The 19,726-nt window shown below is 31.5% G+C and carries 18 protein-coding genes; 8 read left to right on the forward strand and 10 right to left on the reverse strand.

Translation table 11 applies throughout. The features are described from left to right. Window positions 1-437 precede the first annotated feature (437 nt). Together rpiB and asnA are read left to right on the forward strand one after the other, a co-directional pair. Window positions 438-878, forward strand: a complete 441-nt coding sequence (gene rpiB / locus N5D03_RS02075) for a ribose 5-phosphate isomerase B (RefSeq protein WP_038336192.1) — start codon at window positions 438-440, stop codon at window positions 876-878. A 233-nt stretch (window positions 879-1,111) separates the two neighbouring features. Next, complete coding sequence (asnA, locus tag N5D03_RS02080; protein WP_280050807.1) at window positions 1,112-2,116, forward strand: aspartate--ammonia ligase; 1,005 nt, start codon at window positions 1,112-1,114, stop codon at window positions 2,114-2,116. A 133-nt stretch (window positions 2,117-2,249) separates the two neighbouring features. Here asnA and N5D03_RS02085 read toward each other — a convergent pair whose 3' ends face one another. Further along, on the reverse strand, window positions 2,250-3,047 hold the full coding sequence (locus N5D03_RS02085) for a glycosyltransferase family 25 protein (RefSeq protein ID WP_038336196.1): 798 nt from the start codon (window positions 3,045-3,047) through the stop codon (window positions 2,250-2,252). Window positions 3,048-3,325: 278 nt separating this feature from the next. On the opposite strand from N5D03_RS02085, the gene rnr reads away from it, so the two are divergent. Continuing rightward, window positions 3,326-5,485, forward strand: coding sequence for a ribonuclease R (gene rnr, locus N5D03_RS02090; protein ID WP_280050808.1), 2,160 nt, complete (start codon window positions 3,326-3,328; stop codon window positions 5,483-5,485). Window positions 5,486-5,526: 41 nt separating this feature from the next. Next, window positions 5,527-6,210: a LysE family transporter gene (locus tag N5D03_RS02095; RefSeq protein WP_180905536.1), complete on the forward strand. Its 684-nt coding sequence runs from the start codon at window positions 5,527-5,529 to the stop codon at window positions 6,208-6,210. Between the two features lie 100 nt (window positions 6,211-6,310). Here N5D03_RS02095 and N5D03_RS02100 read toward each other — a convergent pair whose 3' ends face one another. The 5 genes from N5D03_RS02100 to N5D03_RS02120 all read right to left on the reverse strand — a co-directional run bounded on the left by N5D03_RS02100 (window position 6,311) and on the right by N5D03_RS02120 (window position 11,131). Continuing rightward, window positions 6,311-6,604: a hypothetical protein gene (locus N5D03_RS02100; RefSeq protein ID WP_280050809.1), complete on the reverse strand. Its 294-nt coding sequence runs from the start codon at window positions 6,602-6,604 to the stop codon at window positions 6,311-6,313. 123 nt (window positions 6,605-6,727) lie between these two features. Then, complete coding sequence (locus tag N5D03_RS02105; RefSeq protein ID WP_280050810.1) at window positions 6,728-7,780, reverse strand: alkaline phosphatase family protein; 1,053 nt, start codon at window positions 7,778-7,780, stop codon at window positions 6,728-6,730. Window positions 7,781-7,837: 57 nt separating this feature from the next. Continuing rightward, the gene (locus N5D03_RS02110; protein WP_280050811.1) at window positions 7,838-8,842 is read right to left on the reverse strand and encodes a glycosyltransferase family 9 protein; all 1,005 of its coding nucleotides are present in this window, start codon (window positions 8,840-8,842) and stop codon (window positions 7,838-7,840) included. After that, on the reverse strand, window positions 8,823-10,673 hold the full coding sequence (locus tag N5D03_RS02115; protein ID WP_280050812.1) for a monovalent cation:proton antiporter-2 (CPA2) family protein: 1,851 nt from the start codon (window positions 10,671-10,673) through the stop codon (window positions 8,823-8,825). Before N5D03_RS02115 ends, N5D03_RS02110 begins: the two co-directional genes overlap by 20 nt. A gap of 29 nt (window positions 10,674-10,702) precedes the next feature. Then, a complete protein-coding gene (locus N5D03_RS02120) occupies window positions 10,703-11,131 on the reverse strand; it encodes a SufE family protein (RefSeq protein WP_125349112.1) in 429 nt (142 codons plus the stop codon). 111 nt (window positions 11,132-11,242) lie between these two features. Between N5D03_RS02120 and N5D03_RS02125 the strand changes: the two genes are divergently transcribed. The 4 genes from N5D03_RS02125 (at window position 11,243) to N5D03_RS02140 (ending at window position 15,520) form a co-directional block, all read left to right on the forward strand. Beyond that, window positions 11,243-12,115, forward strand: coding sequence for a diacylglycerol kinase family lipid kinase (locus N5D03_RS02125; RefSeq protein WP_280050813.1), 873 nt, complete (start codon window positions 11,243-11,245; stop codon window positions 12,113-12,115). Window positions 12,116-12,270: 155 nt separating this feature from the next. Further along, window positions 12,271-13,224: a 2-hydroxyacid dehydrogenase gene (locus tag N5D03_RS02130; RefSeq protein ID WP_280050814.1), complete on the forward strand. Its 954-nt coding sequence runs from the start codon at window positions 12,271-12,273 to the stop codon at window positions 13,222-13,224. A 338-nt stretch (window positions 13,225-13,562) separates the two neighbouring features. Next, the gene (locus N5D03_RS02135) at window positions 13,563-14,276 is read left to right on the forward strand and encodes a pirin family protein (protein ID WP_280050815.1); all 714 of its coding nucleotides are present in this window, start codon (window positions 13,563-13,565) and stop codon (window positions 14,274-14,276) included. Window positions 14,277-14,428: 152 nt separating this feature from the next. Beyond that, window positions 14,429-15,520, forward strand: coding sequence for a hypothetical protein (locus N5D03_RS02140; RefSeq protein ID WP_280050816.1), 1,092 nt, complete (start codon window positions 14,429-14,431; stop codon window positions 15,518-15,520). Between the two features lie 71 nt (window positions 15,521-15,591). Here N5D03_RS02140 and N5D03_RS02145 read toward each other — a convergent pair whose 3' ends face one another. From N5D03_RS02145 to mnmG, 4 genes are all read right to left on the reverse strand, one after another. Further along, entirely contained in the window at window positions 15,592-16,272 is a 681-nt protein-coding gene (locus N5D03_RS02145; RefSeq protein ID WP_280049802.1) for an OmpA family protein, read from the reverse strand. 26 nt (window positions 16,273-16,298) lie between these two features. Then, window positions 16,299-16,814 (reverse strand): lipocalin family protein, encoded by a 516-nt coding sequence (locus tag N5D03_RS02150; protein ID WP_038336217.1) that lies wholly within the window; start codon window positions 16,812-16,814, stop codon window positions 16,299-16,301. A 126-nt stretch (window positions 16,815-16,940) separates the two neighbouring features. After that, window positions 16,941-17,834: a class I SAM-dependent methyltransferase gene (locus tag N5D03_RS02155; RefSeq protein ID WP_052217864.1), complete on the reverse strand. Its 894-nt coding sequence runs from the start codon at window positions 17,832-17,834 to the stop codon at window positions 16,941-16,943. A 1-nt stretch (window position 17,835) separates the two neighbouring features. Then, window positions 17,836-19,707 carry a tRNA uridine-5-carboxymethylaminomethyl(34) synthesis enzyme MnmG gene (mnmG, locus tag N5D03_RS02160; RefSeq protein WP_185144108.1) on the reverse strand — a complete coding sequence of 624 codons (1,872 nt, stop codon included), beginning with the start codon at window positions 19,705-19,707 and terminating at the stop codon, window positions 17,836-17,838. Window positions 19,708-19,726 lie beyond the last annotated feature (19 nt).

Genomic DNA, 19,726 nt, shown 5'->3' on the forward strand with positions numbered 1-19,726 from the left:
TATAGTTTAATTAATTTTTAAATTTTAAAAAAAGAAAAAAATGTTACTATTATTAGCACTGTTAATATGTGGATAACTAAAGTGAGATAAATTTTATTTAATAGCAATTAACAAGCTATTATTTGTAATTTTGTTTTGTAATGAAAGAGTTAGATATTCTATCAACAATTTATCATTTTGGTTGATAAACAACTTTTGTTAAAAAGAAGTTTTGTGAAAACTATTCATAACGGTGTGTAAATCTTTTATGCCAAAATGAAAACTTTTACTTGACTTGTATTGATTTATTTCTAATTGATTTTTTGAATCAGATTTCCAAATTTTTCTCTCGAAAAGTTATTAGTTTTATTCAATCATCTTTTAACAAGTTGTTACTTTTACTTAACATTTGATTTACAATTATTTAAACAAAAACAACAAAAACACCTGTTAATTAAATGAAAATTGCAATCGGAGCGGACCATGCTGGGTTCGATTATAAGGAGAAATTAGTACCCTTTTTAACAAGTCAAGGATTTGAGGTTGAGGATTTTGGTACGTTCTCAACAGCGAGTGTTGATTACCCTGATTTTGCACACCCAACGGCACAAGCTGTGGAAGATGGAAAAGCAGATTTCGGAATTTTGATTTGTGGTAGTGCGCAAGGCGTTACAATGACTGCAAATAAACACCAAGGAATTCGTGCTGCATTATGTTGGATGATGGATATTGCCAAGTTAGCTCGTCAACACAATAATGCAAATGTGTTAACTTTACCTGCACGCTTTATTGCGTATGAATATGCAGAAGAAATTGTGAATACATTTTTAGCAACAGAATTTGAAGGTGGTCGTCACCAAGGACGCGTAGATAAAATTGCTTGTTCATACAACGGATAATTTTATACATCTATTATAAGATATAAAATCGGTCAATTCGTTAGAGTTTACCGATTTTTATTTTAAAAATTAAATTTAAAACTATTATAAAGTTTAAATAGTTAAGTATAAACAATATTTTATATTTAAAATTAAATATTTTTAAACCAATTTAAGTCAATAGTATATTTATTGATTTTAGCTGTTCTACTTTTACATCAGTTAAAAAAACAAATCATTTAAAGATTAAAAAGATGAGCAGAGCATTATTACGTAGAGAACAAGCAATCTCTTTTGTAAAAGAAGAATTTTCGAAAGGATTACAAAAAGAATTAAACATTATTCCAGTTTCTGGACCATTGGTAGTTTTGGATGGAACAGGTATTAATGATGATTTGAATAGTATCGAAAGACCTGTAAAATTCCCTATAAAATCTTTGAATGATAAAAATGCGGTAGTTGTACATTCTTTGGCAAAATGGAAACGTATTCGCTTGAAAGAATTAGAAATTGAACCAGGCGAAGGAATTATAACAGATATGCGCGCTTTGCGTCCAGACGAAGATTATTCGCCAATTCACTCTATTTATGTGGATCAATGGGATTGGGAAAAAGTAATTGTGCCGCAAGATCGCCAATTGGATTATCTTTTTTCGACAGTAAAATCGATTTATGAAGTTATTAAAAAAACGGAGCAAAATGTAGAAGCAAAATATCCACAATTGAAAGCTGTTTTACCAGAACAAATTACATTTATTTCGTCTGAAGATTTATTACAGAAATATCCAACTCTTACGCCGAAAGAAAGAGAAAATGCAATTTGTAAAGAATTTGGAGCTGTTTTTATTTACGGAATTGGAGGAGAATTGAGTAATGGAGAATTACACGATGCACGTGCTGCTGATTATGACGATTGGAGTACAGAAAACAGTGCTGGTTTTAGAGGTCTTAATGGTGATATTTTAGTTTGGAACCCTGTTTTAGAATCTGCTTTCGAGTTATCCTCGATGGGAATTCGTGTAGATAAAGAAGCTTTGACCAAACAATTAGAAATTAGAGATTTTTCGGATCGTAAAAATTTATTATTTCACTCGATGTTGTTAGATGACAAGTTAACAGAATCTATTGGAGGTGGAATTGGACAATCTCGTATGTGTATGTTTATGTTGAAATCTCGACATATTGGTGAAGTACAAGCAAGTATTTGGGACGGAAAAGTAAAAGAAAAATTAAAAGAAGAAAGCATCGAATTATTATAAATAAAAAAGCAGTTTCAAAATTTTGAAACTGCTTTTTTTGTATTTTATATCGAAATTAACAATGTTTATAACTGTTGATAAAGGCTGTTAATTTGTTTTAATTCAGATATTTAATATGTTTTATAATTGTTGATTAAGAAATACGTTCGTTTTTCTTCGAAATAAAACTATCATAGAATTTTTTGAAACCATGATGATTAATCAAATAGAAATATTTAGGAAATAATCGATTCAATTCGTATTGAATTTGTCTTGGAAATTTAGACTTTCTTAAACTGCGATCAATCTGAATTTGCGTTTCTACTGGAGCTGGTTTAACAAGCGATGGAAGAAGATTATATATTCTTAAATCAAATTCCCAAGCATGCTGTAAATCACAATCAATAGGACGTTGAATTGTAGGAAGTGGAGTTTTAATTTTATTCAAAAATTTTTCTGCGGCCTTTCTTGTCCAAATGGCAGCAATTGTTGTGATTGGAATACTCGTTCCGCAAGCTGCAATTATATATTTTTGGTCAACATCAGCTATTTTGATATGTTTTCGTTTTCCATTAAACAACTTCAAAACATCCCAATGATCTTTTCTTTCTAAATCATCATATTGAATCATTGCTTTTTCTACAGCAGATTTGAAATCATTAACCAAAATAGCATCATCTTCTATAATCAAAGCAAAATAATTTTCAGAAGTCAAAAAAGTTTCTAGCGTTTTCACATGACTCAAATAACAACCAATTTCTCCAGGAACTAAATCGCGGTCATATTTATTTTTTACTTTATAGGTTGACGAATCCAAAGTTTTGGCATCTACAGCAGAAATTCTTTCGTAAGTAATCTCACATTTTTCGAATTCTTTTTGCATCAATTCAAGCCGATCCGTAGCTCGATCAAGGTTAATCAAGTAGGTTTGGTATAATGGTTTAGTTTTCATTCAATTAATTATCAATGCAAAAATAGTTTTTTTGGCTCAATTTTCGCAATAAATCAAAACGTTACAAGTAATCTTATCCTTTCCGTAACATAGAATTGGCTGTAAATTGTTATTTTAGAAAAAGGATATATTACCTTTGCAGTGGTTATGTTGTTTATTAACATCTTATCAATAGTTATTAAAAATAATTTGATAATCAAATAATTAAGATGTTTATTTATTAACTATTTTAAAATAAATCTCGAAAAAACAAGAAGAGATTTGACAGAAAACAAATTATGCCAAGAAGAAATTTTAAAAATACAAAGGCGAAAAAAGACAAAAACATAACAAAGTTTACGAAGTCTATCATCGAAGTTTTATTTCAAAATCCGAATAAACCTTTAAATTATAAACAAATTGCAGCAGCTTTAAACCTAACAAATCGAATTGATACAGAATTATTGATTAAGAATTTGAATGTTTTATTAGCTGACAAAAAGATTTCTGAAGTAGAAAGAGGAAAATACAAAATCAATGCAACCAATGATTATATGGTTGGGATTGCGGATTTGACTTCTTCGGGAAGTGCTTATATTATGATTGATGGTCTTGAACAAGATGTCTTTGTACAAAAAGGAAAAACGAGAAATGCCTTAATGGGCGATACGGTTCGCGTATATGTTTATCCAAAAAAACATGCCAATCAATCGAGAGCAGAAGGAGAAATTGTAGAAATTGTCGAGCGTAATAAAACTGAATTTACTGGGATTTTCGAGTTAGGAAAAAACGGAAATTTTGGTTTTGTAACGATGCAAAATGGTAATCACGATTTCTTTATTCCGAAAGAGAAAATTAAAAATGCTCAACCAGGAGAAAAAGTTGTGGTTCGATTAACAAATTGGCCGGAAGGATCTAATTCACCATTTGGAGAAATCACACAAGTTTTGGGTAGTCCAGACGATACGGATGTAGAAATTCATGCGATTTTGTTAGAATACGATTTGCCAGCTCAATTTCCAGATGACGTAGAAGAAGAAGCAAATCAGTTGGATACTTCGATAGATGAAGCCGAAGCAGCTCGCCGTAGAGATATGCGAAATGTAACGACGTTTACAATCGACCCGAAAGATGCAAAAGATTTTGATGATGCTTTATCAATCAGAAAATTAGAGAACGGAAACTGGGAAATCGGTGTTCATATTGCAGATGTTACGCATTATGTTCGTCCAGGTTCGTTGATTGAGCAAGAAGCTTACAAGCGTGCAACTTCCGTTTATTTGGTGGATAGAGTAGTGCCGATGTTGCCAGAAGTATTGTCGAATGTTGCGTGTTCTTTGCGTCCAAACGAAGATAAATATACGTTTTCGGGTGTATTCGAAATGGATGATAATGCAAAGATTGTAAAAACATGGTTTGGTCGTACAGTAACGCATTCGGACAGACGTTTTACATACGAGGAAGCACAAGAAATTATCGAAGGAAAAGATGGAGATTTTAAAGATGAAATCTTGACTTTAGATCGATTAGCAAAAACAATGCGTGGAAAACGTATGAAATATGGAGCGGTTAATTTTGATAAAGTTGAAGTAAAATTCGATTTAGATCAAGCGCATAATCCGCAAGGAATTTTCTTCAAAATTTCGAAAGATTCGAATAAATTGATTGAAGAATTCATGTTATTATGTAACAAAAAAGTTTCAGAATTCATCAGTTTAGATAAACACGGAAAAGAGAATGCGAACACTTATATTTATCGTGTTCACGATGATCCGAATCCAGATAAATTATTAGACTTAAAGAATTTTATTCGCCAATTTGGGTATGAATTAGAGATTGGAGATCGTAAAACAACTATCAATTCTATGAATAAGTTGTTAGCAGAAGTGAAAGGAAAACCAGAAGAAAATATGGTTGAAACTTTGGCAATGCGAACAATGGCGAAAGCAAAATATACAACAGAGAATATAGGACATTACGGTTTAGCGTTCGATTATTACACGCATTTTACATCGCCGATTCGTCGTTATCCAGATATGATTGCGCACCGTTTGTTGCAAGATTATTTAGATGGTAAAAAATCTCCTGCAGCGGCTGTTTACGAAGATAAAGCAAAACATTGTTCATCTCGCGAAAAAATTGCTGCAGAAGCAGAGCGAGAGTCAATAAAATATATGCAAGTAAAATACATGGAGCAATTTGTTGGCGAAACTTTTGATGCTTTTATTACAGGTGTACAAGATTATGGAATCTTCGTTGAAATTCCAGAAACGCGTTGCGAAGGTTTGATTCGTTCTCGTGCTATGAAAGGTGATCATTTTGTTTTTGACGAAAAAAATCATGCTTTAATAGGTAAACGCACACGTGTTAAATATCAGTTAGGAAGTCCGGTTAGAATCAAAGTTTTAAATGCTGATTTAATCAAGAAGCAATTAGATTTTGAATTAGTTGATGCTTAAGTTTCATATTTTAGACTTATCTTGCAGACCTTAATTATGTTATGGAAATAATATTTTCGGCCATACTAATAGGTTTTTTGTTAAGTACAATTCTTATTGGACCTGTATTTTTCTTACTTATTGAAACCAGTTTGCGTAGAAGTTGGAAAACCGCTGTAGTTCTAGATTTAGGAGTTATTGCAGCCGATATTTTGTGTATTGCAGCAGCCTATTATGGAAGTAAAGATTTTACAGATTATGTGACCAATCATCCAAAGTTTTACCGTATTTATATCATTGCAGGTTTCTTTGTATTGATTTACGGAATTTTCATGTATTTCTCTAAACCAAAGCTACATATAGAAGGCGAAGCAGGATTTGTAAGCAACAATTATTTGAGAACGTTTATCAATGGATTCATTATGAATTTGTTGAATATCGGTGTCATTGTTTTTTGGTTTGTAATTGTCTCTTCAATTATGATTCAATATCCAAATCCAAGCGATTTTATGCTTTACATGGGCGTTGTTTTGACCACCTATTTTGTAATAGATTTGGGAAAAATATTTTTGGCAGGAAAACTTCAAAAACGTTTTACCGATCAAAAAGTATTTATGGTACGAAAAGGAGTTGGAATTTGTCTTTTAATCTTTGGATTAATCATTATCCTAAAAGGTTTCGGATTCTTTAAAGAAATCGATCAAAAAATAGAGAATCAGCTCATTAATCAAGAACAAACAAGTTAGAAATATAAAAAGCTCATTCAATGAATGAGCTTTTTTTGTTTATAATATTTTTATTTGTATAATCCTCAATAGTAGAGAAATAAAAATAAATATTTTATCATTAATTCATAAAACCTGTTTTTTTTATTTCTTCTATTAATTTATTAGGATTAGAAACTCTGAAAATTATTTTTGAATCATATTTAGGGCTTTTATGAAGAATTTTAATTCCTTTTTCAAAAAAATCGTTAGATGCAATTATATCTATAATATCTTTTTTTAAAAGGATTATTTTAAAGAAAAACAAATAATTTATTATTAACCTGTCTTCATAAATATTTATTTGAGCAAGTAAACTTGAGATTCTAATAGAACCTATTATAAGTCCTCCTGATCTTGTGTAAAGATTGTTCATATATTTTTTTAGGTTAAATTATTGTGTTTGAAATAGTGCCGTTTTGAATAAGTAAAATCGAGTTTTAAAATGCTCTGTAAGTCGCATTTTGTTGTTAGAAGAGTATATCCAAATCTGCCAAATTTACTTCAAAAGAGATTTTCCAGAATCTTTATAATTCCATGTTTTTACTTTCATCAAATCAGCAATAGTAGAGGCAATTTGATTGAGATAAGTTTGGTTTTGTTTGAAATTTTTAGGATTAATTCTGTTTCCAATCAGCAAAATAAATCCTTCGTCCGATCCAGGAATTTCATCATAATGTTCTGTCCATTGTCTTCCATTTCCACGTCCGTGATCAGTTGTTACAATAATAGTTGTTTGATCTTTATAGAATGGATCGCTTTGTACATAATTCCATAATTCCTCAATCATTCTATCATTGCGGTTTATTGAAGTAATATATTGATCGTAATCTTCATCATGCCCGTAATCATCCGCTTCTCCATAACCTATAAAAAGTAATTTAGGTTTCTGATTTTTCATGGCTTCTAAGACAAATTCGTGCGTAAAAATATCAAATCTAGTTCCCCACCATTGTCTTGGTGTTTCTAACTGAAAACGTTCGATAAGCAATTCTCGTTCAGATTTGTTTTGATTAAAACTATCTTGATATCCAGCATTTACAAACAATTTAGAACGTTCTTGGTTGAAAATATTTGTATACATTCTCCAACTTCCAAAAGCCATTACTTTATTGTTTAAATTCTTTTGCTGATTTGCAATTTCAAAAACTGAAACATTAGGATTCGGAATATCTTTGTTATTTTTAATTCGCTCATCATCAGCTTTTCCTGTAATTATTTCGTTGTATCCAGGATAAGACCACAATCTTTTGTTGGTCAAATTAACAAAGTTTTGTTCGTCACGATTTCCTAAAATCACACCTTTTTCTTTAATCGTTTTCCATGTAAAAGGCATCAATAATTCGCGACGTTTGATTGAATCTTCAGTCCAATATTTTTCATTAGTTTGGACAATAAGTGAGTTGTATTTTTTATCATTTAAAATTGATTTTTCAACTCCACGGAAAACTTCTTTCCAACGAACACCATCCAACGTAACCAAAATAACTTTCGGTTCTTGTGCAAATAAAAAATTTGAGCATAAGGCAAGAATAAGAAATGTATACTTCATGTGATTTTAATTTCTTATAAAAATAGGAAAAGCATCGTTATGATGCTTTTAAAAGTATTATTTTTCGAGTTTATTGACGATTTGTTGATAAACATCCTCGGCACTCAAATTTTGAAAATAATCATAGTTTTTAAACTTTTTTGGATCTTTCCCAAAGATAGAAGTTGGACGAATTTTCATCGATTCGTCTTGTATCACATCATCCATAGATTGTCCATAACCTAAAAATCCAGCAAATGGATGAGTTGCACCCCAAATAGAAATTGTGCGTGTTCCCATCAACGAGGCTAAATGCATATTTGCGCTATCCATCGAAATCATTACTTCTAATTTGGCAATAGCTTGTAATTCTTCTTCAAAAGAGATTGTTCCAGCTAAAGATTTGATGTTTGGATTGAAATTTTCCCATGTTTTTAATTCATCAATTTCAGCTTTTCCACCGCCAAATAAATAAATTTTGTACCCATTTTTAGCTAATTTCGTCGCTACGATTTTCATCTTTTCGATTGGATACATTTTACTTGTGAAGGCTGCAAAAGGAGCAATTCCAATTGATTTTGGTTCCTTAATCGATTTTGGTTCGATTTTATGCTTTAAATTGACGTTAAAACCAAGTTGACGTAAAACATCAGCATAGCGTTCAGTTGTTAATTTTAATTGCTTAAAAACGCGATTTTCTTGATTGACTAAAGCTCTTTTCTCTGTACGACCTTTGTCTAAAGTGGCCGTTTTTGTTCCGTTAAGTTTGAATAAAGTTGTAATTACTTTTGATCGGATTACATTATGAAAATCAGCTACATAATCAAAATTATATTGTTTTAATTCTTTGTATAATTTGAACAAACTAAAAAAGCTTTTGTAGTCTTTGTTCAAATCAACCGAAATAAATTTGATTTGAGGAAATTGCTTGAAAATATTTCCCATAAAAGGGCGCGAAGCAACATAAACTTCGATGTTAGGATTTTGTTCAATAAACTCTTGTAAAACAGGAGCAATCATTGTAACATCCCCCAAAGCAGAAAAACGTAAAACTAATAGTTTTTTATGATTCGTTTTCTCCATTATTCCTATTGTTAATTTCTTTTGCAACCATTTTCATTTGCTTTTCAAATTCTTGCTTAGATGCTTCAAAATATTGATCAGAATTTTCGGCATGTTTTGCAATTTTACGCAACGATTTTCGGTCACTTTTTATGAAAATTTCCCCAATTTTAGACGCTTCTTCAGGTGAAAAACCATATTTTATAAGGATTTGTCTACCAACGTAAACAGATGAGAAAAAGTTTTCTCGATAAACTTCGTCTATACCATCTTTCAAATAATTATACGCATAACTACGATTTTTTGCACGAACAATAATTTCTAAATTCGGAAAGTTTTTACGAACAATATAAACTAATTTTTGATTAATTTCTGGCGGATCCAAAGCAGCTACAAAATATTTTGCATGTTCAGCACCAGCCGATTTTAGTAAGTTAACATTTGTTGCATCGCCATAAAAAACATTAAAACCTTGTTTGCGCATTTTCTCTACACGCTCACTATCGTTATCCAAAACAATCGATTTTATTCCAGTACTTTTCAATACACGGCTAATTGTATTTCCAAAATCTCCAAAACCTGCGATGATAATTTGTCCATCAGCTGAATTTGGATTTATTTTATCGTTTTCAATGATTGTTTTTACTTTTGTTTTTACACCAAAATATTTTAGAATTAATTTTTCATTTAAGACTAAAAGTAATGGTGTTATTACCATTGTTATCGCTGTTGTAGCTAACATCAAATCGTACCATTCTTTGTTTAGAATATCTAAATTTCGAGTCAATGATAAGATAACGAAAGCAAATTCTCCGACTTGTGATAAAAGCAAAATGAACAACCATTTTTGATCAAAATCAAATTTATGTTTGATTCCAATAAACCATAAAACCAATGATTTTATTAACATTATTCCAAATGTTAATCCAAGAATCATAAAAGGTTTATCTGCAATTAATTTGAAGTTAATCGTTGATCCAACAGCAATAAAAAAGATTCCTAATAATAATGATTTGAATGGCTCAATGTCACTTTCTAATTGATGTTTATATTCGTTATTCGCCAAAACAACACCAGCAATAAATGCTCCCAAGGCAGGAGAAATTCCAACTTTTTGCATTAAAATTGAAACTCCAATCACTAAAAGTAGGGCAGAAGCGGTGTAAATTTCTCGAACTTGTAATTGTCCAACATATTTGAAATAAGGTGTAATGATATATCTTCCAATCACATAAATAAACGTAATGGCACCAACAATAACCAAGGTTTTCATGAACGCTGGTCCACCAACTAACAAACTTTTAGAATCATCTCCAATGGACTGAATCAAAGAATCTCCAACTAAAAGTGGAATAATTGCTAAGATCGGAATTACCATAATATCTTGATACAACAAGACTGAAAAAGTCGATTTACCTATGCTTGTTTTGGTCAATCCTTTTTCGCTAAGTGTTTGCATAATAATGGCTGTTGAAGACATGGTTATTGCAAAAGCTATAGAAACAGCCAAAGAAAAATCCATTTTCAAGGCAAACATTCCGACTAAAGTTGCAATAATTATCGTCCCCAAAACTTGCATTCCACCAAGGTTGATGATTTTATTTTTCATCTTCCAGAATTCCTTTGGATCAAGTTCTAATCCGACCAAAAAAAGCATCATAACTACACCAAATTCTGTGGCGTGCATAATGTCTGTTCCGTCATTGCCAACAAATTTTAGCACATAAGGTCCAATTAAAACTCCGGCAATTAAATATCCCAAAACCGAACCCATTCTTAATTTTTTGGAAATAGGAACGCAGATTACAGCGGAAAATAGAAAAATAAATGCTTGGCCTAAAAAGTCGTTCATTATTTTATAAGGTTGATTAGATGATGTGTCTAACTATTATTTTGTTTTGATTGAAATGCAATCGCATAAAATTTGAATTGTTTTATCATCGCTAATAATCCGTTTGCACGAGTTGGTGATAAAAATTCTGATAAACCAATTTCGTTGATAAAATCTGTATCCGATTCTAAAATATCTTTTGGTGTTTGATGATTATACATTCTCACCAATAATGCGGCAATTCCTTTTGGTAAAATAGCATTAGAATCAGCTTTAAATTCGATTGTATTACCATCCAATTCTGCATCTAACCAAACAGAAGATTGACAACCTTTTATGATTTTATCATCTGTTTTTGCTTCTTCAGGCAAAGTATTTAAGCTTTTTCCTAACTCGATCAAATATTCGTAGCGTTGTTCCCAATCGTCAAAAAATGAGAATTCGTCTACTATTTCGTTTTGAATTTCTTTAATTTTCATACTACAAAGTTAGAAAGTTTTTGATAGTTTTTCCTCAAAAAAAGACGTTAAATAGCTTGATTCTTTTAGATTTCTTATTTTTGTGTTTTGATAAATTTCAATTCCCAAAAAATGAAGTACACTTTCATTGTTAATCCAAATTCTGGAAACGCAAAACACGATATTTCGCTCGATTTTTTACAATCAAAATTTGATTCTTCAGACGAAATCGTTTTGAAAGAAACAGCTTATCAATTTCATGCAAAAGAATTGGTGAAGGAGGCGATTGCAGAAAATTCGGATGTGATTGTTGCATGCGGTGGTGATGGGACAATCAATGAAGTGGCGAGTGCTTTGGTGAAAAAAAATATTCCGTTAGGAATAATTCCTGCTGGATCTGGAAATGGTTTGGCAACAAATCTTAATATTCCGAAAGATGCTAACAAAGCGATTGAAATTATCAAATCAAATGCAGTTCATACGATTGATGTTGGCAGAGTAGAGGACAAGTATTTTTTTAGCAATTTAGGTTTTGGGATTGATGCAGAAGTTATAAAAACATATGAAGAAAATCAAAAGCGTACGATTACTGGATATTTTGATGCATCTGTGAAAACGTTGTTGAATTATAAATCGAAATTGTTTCGACTTTATATAGATGATGTAATTATTGAGAAAAATTTTTATTATCTATTCTGCTCTAATTCTAACATTGCTGGTTATGGAATCTCTTTTACACCGAAAGCTGATTTGTCTGATGGTGAATTGGATTTATTGATGATAGAAGATTTGGATGTTTTCGAGCAATTTTATTTTTCTGTACTGGTTTTAGCCAAAAAGATTGATTTGTTGGACAAAGCAAAGTATCGAAAAGTGAAAAAGTTCAAGATTGAAAGTTTAGATCATAATCCAATTACGTATCAGCTTGATGGAGAGCTTCATAATACCGATTCACTTCAAGTAAAAGTTAAGGTCATACCAAATGCTTTAAAAATCATTTTTTAAACTTCAATTATTATTTAATTAGCAATATAAATTATACATTTTCAATAAATTAAAATATTATTAACGTAGTTATAAACGATTTGTTTGTAACCAATTTTATCTTCAATTTTATAATAATACTTGCATTCGTTGTAACTTTGATTAAAATTTTTGCAATGAATACGCCTTATAAAATTTTAGCAATTGATTCTAATCACGAATGTCTAAATAATGGACTTCGTGTAGCAGGGTTTATTGTTGATGAAGATTACACTTCACCCAAAGAAATCATCGAACAAAAGATCAATGAATATGATGGAATGATTGTAAGGAGTAGATTTCCAATTGATAAAGATTTTTTAGCAAAAGCAACGAATTTAAAGTTTATTGGTAGAGTAGGGGCAGGCTTGGAAAATATTGACGAAGAGTTTGCAGCCGAAAATAACATTGTTTTATTCAATTCTCCCGAAGGAAACCGAGATTCTGTTGGTGAACATGCGATTGGTATGTTGTTGATGTTGATGCATCATTTGCGCAGAGCTGATAACGAAGTTCGTAATGGAATTTGGAAACGTGAAGAAAATCGTGGTGATGAATTGAAGGGAAAAACGGTTGGAATTATTGGTTATGGAAATATGGGAAATGCTTTTGCGAGACGTTTGCAGGGTTTTGAAGTTAATGTGATTTGTTATGATATTTTGCCAAATAAAGGAAATGAATTTGCGAAGCAAGTTTCGTTAGAAGAAATTTTTGAACAAGCTGATGTTGTAAGTTTACATACGCCGCAAACACCAGAAACGATGCAAATGATTAATGCAGAATTTATTTCTAACTTTAAAAAAACATTTTATTTTGTGAATACAGCGCGTGGTAAATCTGTTGTGACAAAAGATTTGGTTGAAGCAATGAAAACAGGAAAAATTTTAGGAGTAGCTTTAGATGTTTTAGAATTTGAAAAATCGAGTTTTGAGAAATTAGTTGCATCTGATTTACCAGAAGAATTTCAGTATTTAATCCAAGCGGATAATGTTGTTTTGGCGCCACATATTGCAGGTTGGACGCATCAAAGTAAAGTGAAATTAGCAGAGTTTATTCGTGATAAAATAATTGATTGGAAGAATAATCAGTAATGATTAATTGATATAAACTAAAAAGGTTCCGAAACTTCGGAACCTTTTTTCATTTTGTAAGTTTTTTGTAAACTTTATACAAAATAACTGCTACTATAATAACAAGAACGATTTGGAGTAGAATCCAAAGTATAACATTAAATGTTGATTCGCCTGAAATTGATAGCATATATATGTCTCATGTGTTAACTGAATGCTAAAATATAAATTATTTTTAACATTTTGTTAATAATTTAAAAAAAGTTTTATTCATCTTCTAGGTGTGTTAATTGATAACTTATCACATGTCAATAGATAAGTTTTTTTTGCACCCTAAATTTGTATAAAAATAAATTACTATGAATTACCAAATATTTAAATCAGAATCAAGAGGTGGAGGAAATCATGGGTGGTTAGACTCTAAACATTCTTACAGTTTTGCAAATTATTACGATCCAGCTCGTATTCATTTTGGTGCTTTGCGCGTTGTAAATGATGATATAATTACTGGAGGAATGGGATTTGGAAAACATCCTCATGATAATATGGAAATTATTACAATTCCTACAAAAGGAGGAATTTCGCACGAAGATTCAATGGGAACAGGTTCTGTAATTGAGTCTGGAGATGTACAAGTAATGAGTGCAGGTACAGGAGTTTTTCATAGCGAAATGAATGCTTATGAAAATCAAGAAGGACACTTTTTTCAGATTTGGATTATTCCAAATAAAATGAATGTTGAGCCTCGTTATCAACAAATTTCTGTTCGTGATGTAGCAAAAGAGAATGAATTATACCAAGTTCTTTCTCCAAATGCAGATGATCAAGGAGTTTGGATTCATCAAGATGCGTGGATTTTCTTAGGAAATTATACAGAAGATAAACAAGAAACATACAAAGTACAAAAAGAAGGAAATGGTGTTTTCTTTATGGTTGTGGAAGGAGAAGTTGAATTTGACGGAAACAAATTAGGACGTAGAGATGTCATCGAAATCAAGGATACTAACGAGTTCTCGTTTAATGTAGCCAAAGATTCTCGCTTGATGTTAATCGAAGTTCCTATGGATATTTAGAAATTTTTTCAAGTTTTAGTTGTTTTATATATAGAGCAGATTTCAGAAATGGAATTTGCTTTTTTTTGTTAAAAAATACCATTATCAACACAAGTATTTAGTATATTTACTGTTTATAAAACTTTAACTCAAAACGTATTAATCTATACTATATGAAACGTTTATTCATCATTGCTTCTTTCGCTTTAATGATTATCAGTTGTAAAAATGATAACATTGAAATTGATTCTACATCTGTACAAACTTTTAGTGAAACAGTAGACAAAATTTCGAAGGCTTTGCCTGTTATGCAACAAGATAAATTTAAGGAAGCTCTGCAAATTATTTTCGAGTATAACACAAGTCAATCAATGGATAATGAAGCGCGTTGGGGAATTGTGCGTACGTTGTTGGATGGAAAAACGGTAGATGAAGTTTTTGATATTGCAGAAAAAGTTGCGTTACAAAATAAATTTACATGGAATAGAAATCAAGTTCCTTTGGTGAATGGAATTCCAAAACCAGGTGCAACCGAAACTGTAGAAACTCCTGCTGAACCAACTTCTAATGTGCAACGTTTTGATTTTAGTTTAAAACAAGATGATACAGGAATCTCAATTTCGCCATTCTTTTATAATGCGCAAGGTGAGGAAATTCAATTGGATCAAGCTGTAACGGCAACGATAGAAGTGTTTAATTCAGGTAATATTGTGTATACATTTCGTTCTACAATCGATCCAAATTCGATGGATGATTTGTACAGAAAGAATGCCATTAATATTAAATATTCATCTTTAGATCCATCAAAATTGAAGAATGATCGTTTGGACATTTTGGTTCGAATTCCGAATTCTGAACGTTATTTAACGAATCGTAAAGCAGTAAAAGTTCCGTTGAATTTAGTTGGTGCTGCTGAGGTTGTAGATTCTCTTTTGGTTGAAAGTACGCCTGCACATGTAAGTAAAGAAGCTGGAATGGTAAAATCTCTTTCGAATCGTTTTATGACAAATTTATCAAAGAAAAATTATTCTGGTGCTTTTGCGTTGACAAGAAGTGGCGAATGGAATACTTTCCAAAAATTTTCTTCTGATGAATCAATTAAGAATTTAGAGCAAGCAACAATTAATGATGCAAAAGTGTTAGATGCAGATGAAAAAGTTGCATTGGTTGAAGTGAATGCAAATTTAAAAGACCAATCATCTAAGACGTATCAAGTGACTTTAGAAAAGATCAATAATAAATGGTTTGTGGTTAATTTTAAATAATTCTCAAACTTATTAAACATAAAAAAAGCGTTCAGATTCTGAACGCTTTTCTTGTTTTATATTGAAATGAATTATTGTCCGTTAGCTTCTTTAGCAGCGTCCGCTTTCATTTTTTCGTTAGCTGTAATAGTAACTTCTACACGTCTATTTTTAGCACGACCTTCAGCAGTACTATTATCTGCAATTGGATCTTCTATACCTTTTCCAGTAGATGTTAGACGAGAAGATGCAATTCCTTTCGAAATTAAATAATCTTTTACAGATTGTGCTCTTTGTTCAGAAAGTGGTTTATTATAAGATTGAGAACCTACATTATCTGTATACCCAATAACTAAAAGATCTGTATCAGGATATTCTTTAAAAACTTCAATTAATTTATCTAAGTTTGCTTTTGCAGTACTTGTTAATGAAGATTTATTGTAATCAAAAGTAACTTTAGAGTTTTCATCTAAAATTAAATTAATTCCTTCTTCAGTTCTTACAACTTCTGCACCTGGTAAAACTTGCTCAATTTTTTGCGCTTGTTTATCCATGTTGTTACCAATAACACCACCAGCAGCTCCACCAACAGCAGCACCAATTAACGCACCTCCAGCACCTTTACCAATAAGCCCTCCTAAAACTCCACCGGCAACAGCACCAATACCAGCACCTTTTTGTGTATTATTTGCATTTTGTACAGCTGTACAAGAAGACATCATAAATGAACCTCCCAATACAATTGCAGCTATTTTAGTATTTATTTTTTTCATAATTTCTAAGTTTTTTTAATTGTTGATTAACGTACGAAGTTATAAATCACTTGAGCAATTTTTCCGTTTGCATTGATATCTTGTACCAATTTCATCGAATTTGCATCAACATAATCTACACGCATTTTATATCCTGCTGTATTTTGTTTCGCTTTGATTCCTGTAACATCTTTGAAGATGAAATAAGTTGTAGAACCATCTTGTTGTAAATCCCAAATAATGTTAGCCGTTCCTGAAGGACAATCTCCACCTGCATTATTGAAAGTGTAAGTTCCTTTTTTGTTGTTTTGAACCAAGTTCCAAGTAGAACCTTCATAACATTCTGGATTTGCTGTGTCAAAAACTTTCGCAACTGCATCAGTAATTTTTACATTACCTTGTACCTCGTTTGTTGTTAAACCTTGGTAGTCTACATTTGTCAAAGTCCATGCACCTCTTACTTCTTTACCTGTTTGTATTTCTTGTTTTGCAACGGTTGTAGATGCACAAGAAGTTAAAAATGCTGAAGCGCATATCCCAAATAATAAAATACTTTTTTTCATAGCTATTTATTTTATCTATTATTAATCTTAAAAAACGGCTTTTATAAATTAGATTTAATAAAGTTTTAGAAAAAAAACGATTCCTAATACGTCTGATTAGATAATCATTCTTTAAAAACGCTTATTTTAATTTTCAGCTTTAATAATATAGATTAAAGACGAATATTGACCTGTTTTTTTAGCTTGAGTATTAGACTTCAAACCAATTCTAAGCGCATTGATAAAACCTAACTTATTACCTTTATATTTTTCAGATAGTAGACTCACATAAAATGAATCTAATTTCATCGGGTGGATAGATTCAATTTTCATGCCAAAGTTGCTAAATAACTTTCGCATGCTGGTTTCTGTGAAATGCCATAAATGACGAGGTACATCATAAGCCGCCCAATATTCACCATAATATTTAGCATCATACGATTGGTGGTTCGGGACAGCTACTACTAAGATACCACTTTTTGTTAAATGTTTCTTTAGTTCTGTAATTATTTCTTTCAGATTAGGGATATGTTCTAGAACATGCCACAAGGTAATCACATCATACTTTTCTGTATTCTGTTCTAATTCTGTAGAAGTAACTTTTTCTATTCCAACTTTTGATTGAGCAATTCGTCTTGCCGAATCATTTGGTTCCATTCCCAAAACATCATAACCATTTTTTTGTAGATGCTCTAAAAAATCTCCAACACCACAACCATAATCTAGAATCTTTTTACCATTGCCAACTTTATTAATCAATTCTAATTTATTATTTAGATTGATTGATTTTGCCATTTGATAAAAACGTTCGAAAATAGATTTCTTTCCATCGGTATGGGAAATGTAATTTTTACTTTCGTAATACTTTCCTAAATTTTCGATAGGCTGGGGGAGAGTGTACAAAACTTCGGTTTCTGAATCTTCGTAAATCTCAAATTTTTCTCCTGTTAAAAAATAATCTTTTAAATCTAATTTCTTAATACCAGAAAATCCTTCTTTTGAAGGATTTTCTTGAGATGTTTCACGTGGAACATTTTCCATATTATCTTCCCATGTAAATTAATAATACACTTATATCTGCTGGCGATACACCACTAATTCTTGATGCTTGTGCTACCGTTGCAGGTTTTATTTTTGTTAATTTTTGACGAGCTTCTATCGACATCGATCCAAAAACATGATAATCTATATCAGCTGGAATTTTTAGATTTTCCAGACGATGCAATTTATCTGCATTCTGTTGTTCTTTCTTAATATAGCCTTTGTATTTGATCTGAATTTCTGTTTGCTCTAATTCTTCTTGATCGTATTCATTCGTTTCAATAAACTCTTTCACACGATTCAATTTTGTAAAATCAGAAAGCTTTAATTCAGGACGAGAAATAACCGAAATCATTTTGTTTGGTTGTTTCAAAGGTGTTCCTTCGCGCTCTTCAATTACATCATTTATCTCTTGTGGCTTGATAGAATTTTCTTCGAAATAATTAACAAGCTTTTCAGCTTTATCAAATTTTTCTTCCATCCTTCTCAAGCGATCTTCTGAAGCTAAACCAAGCTCAAAACTTTTTCTTGTCAAACGTTCATCAGCATTATCTTGTCTCAATAAGATTCGATATTCTGCACGAGACGTAAACATACGATACGGTTCTTCTGTACCTTTTGTAATTAAATCGTCGATTAAAACTCCTATATACGCTTCATTACGATTTAAGATAAATGGATCCTTTCCTTGAATTTTCAACACAGCATTTATACCCGCCATCAAGCCTTGAGAAGCAGCTTCTTCATAACCTGTAGTTCCGTTAATTTGACCAGCACAATATAAGTTATCAATTAGTTTAGTTTCTAACGTATGTTTTAATTGTGTTGGTGGAAAATAATCATATTCGATGGCATATCCAGGACGTAAAATTTTAGCATTTTCAAAACCTGGAACAGAACGTAAAGCTCTTGCTTGAATATCATCAGGCAAAGATGTTGAGAATCCATTTATATAAAATTCCATCGTATGCCAACCTTCTGGTTCTGCAAAAATCTGATGACGATCTTTGTCTGCAAAACGATTAATTTTATCTTCGATAGATGGACAATATCTTGGTCCAGTCGATTTAATTGTTCCGTTAAACATTGGAGAACGATCAAAACCTTCGCGCAATAAATCGTGAACTTCTTGATTCGTATAGGTAATCCAACAAGAACGTTGTTTTGTTAATTTTTGTGTATTTGTATATGAGAATTTTGAAGGATTTTCATCACCTGGTTGCTCAACCATTTTCGTATAATCGATAGAACGACCATCTACACGAGGAGGAGTTCCTGTTTTCATTCTTCCAGCTTCGAAACCTAAATCAACCAATTGTTCCGTAATTCCAAAAGCAGCAGATTCTCCCATGCGTCCACCTCCAAATTGTTTTTCTCCAATATGAATCAAACCATTCAAGAAAGTACCATTTGTAAGAACAACAGATTTAGAACGAATTTTCATTCCCATGGCTGTAATTACTCCACAAACTTTACCATTTTCTATGATTAAGTTTTTCACCATATCTTGGAAGAAGTCAACATTCTCTGTTCTCTCTAAAGATAAACGCCATTCTTCTGCAAAACGCATACGGTCTGATTGCGCTCGTGGTGACCACATCGCTGGACCTTTTGATTGATTCAGCATCTTGAATTGAATTGCAGTTTTGTCGGTAATAATACCAGAGTATCCACCTAAAGCGTCAATCTCGCGAACAATTTGTCCTTTTGCTATTCCACCCATAGCAGGATTACAAGACATTTGTCCGATTGTTTGTAAGTTCATTGTAACAAGAAGCGTTTTTGCTCCTAAATTGGCTGCTGCCGCTGTTGCTTCTGCACCTGCGTGACCACCACCAACTACAATTACATCATATTCTGATTGAAATATCATTTGATTGTAAACTTATTTT

Source organism: Empedobacter sp. GD03861, from assembly GCF_029840885.1.
Classification (GTDB): Bacteria; Bacteroidota; Bacteroidia; order Flavobacteriales; family Weeksellaceae; genus Empedobacter; species Empedobacter falsenii_B.

What these genes read in the sequence shown, in the direction of transcription:
- mnmG (WP_185144108.1), bottom strand. Translation starts at nt 19,707, where the DNA reads ATGATATTTCAATCAGAATATGATGTAATTGTAGTTGGTGGTGGTCAC.
- N5D03_RS02155 (WP_052217864.1), bottom strand. Translation starts at nt 17,834, where the DNA reads ATGGAAAATGTTCCACGTGAAACATCTCAAGAAAATCCTTCAAAAGAA.
- N5D03_RS02105 (WP_280050810.1), bottom strand. Translation starts at nt 7,780, where the DNA reads ATGAAGTATACATTTCTTATTCTTGCCTTATGCTCAAATTTTTTATTT.
- rnr (WP_280050808.1), top strand. Translation starts at nt 3,326, where the DNA reads ATGCCAAGAAGAAATTTTAAAAATACAAAGGCGAAAAAAGACAAAAAC.
- N5D03_RS02125 (WP_280050813.1), top strand. Translation starts at nt 11,243, where the DNA reads ATGAAGTACACTTTCATTGTTAATCCAAATTCTGGAAACGCAAAACAC.
- N5D03_RS02085 (WP_038336196.1), bottom strand. Translation starts at nt 3,047, where the DNA reads ATGAAAACTAAACCATTATACCAAACCTACTTGATTAACCTTGATCGA.
- N5D03_RS02100 (WP_280050809.1), bottom strand. Translation starts at nt 6,604, where the DNA reads ATGAACAATCTTTACACAAGATCAGGAGGACTTATAATAGGTTCTATT.
- N5D03_RS02140 (WP_280050816.1), top strand. Translation starts at nt 14,429, where the DNA reads ATGAAACGTTTATTCATCATTGCTTCTTTCGCTTTAATGATTATCAGT.
- N5D03_RS02130 (WP_280050814.1), top strand. Translation starts at nt 12,271, where the DNA reads ATGAATACGCCTTATAAAATTTTAGCAATTGATTCTAATCACGAATGT.
- N5D03_RS02115 (WP_280050812.1), bottom strand. Translation starts at nt 10,673, where the DNA reads ATGAACGACTTTTTAGGCCAAGCATTTATTTTTCTATTTTCCGCTGTA.
- rpiB (WP_038336192.1), top strand. Translation starts at nt 438, where the DNA reads ATGAAAATTGCAATCGGAGCGGACCATGCTGGGTTCGATTATAAGGAG.
- asnA (WP_280050807.1), top strand. Translation starts at nt 1,112, where the DNA reads ATGAGCAGAGCATTATTACGTAGAGAACAAGCAATCTCTTTTGTAAAA.
- N5D03_RS02120 (WP_125349112.1), bottom strand. Translation starts at nt 11,131, where the DNA reads ATGAAAATTAAAGAAATTCAAAACGAAATAGTAGACGAATTCTCATTT.
- N5D03_RS02135 (WP_280050815.1), top strand. Translation starts at nt 13,563, where the DNA reads ATGAATTACCAAATATTTAAATCAGAATCAAGAGGTGGAGGAAATCAT.
- N5D03_RS02095 (WP_180905536.1), top strand. Translation starts at nt 5,527, where the DNA reads ATGGAAATAATATTTTCGGCCATACTAATAGGTTTTTTGTTAAGTACA.
- N5D03_RS02150 (WP_038336217.1), bottom strand. Translation starts at nt 16,814, where the DNA reads ATGAAAAAAAGTATTTTATTATTTGGGATATGCGCTTCAGCATTTTTA.
- N5D03_RS02110 (WP_280050811.1), bottom strand. Translation starts at nt 8,842, where the DNA reads ATGGAGAAAACGAATCATAAAAAACTATTAGTTTTACGTTTTTCTGCT.
- N5D03_RS02145 (WP_280049802.1), bottom strand. Translation starts at nt 16,272, where the DNA reads ATGAAAAAAATAAATACTAAAATAGCTGCAATTGTATTGGGAGGTTCA.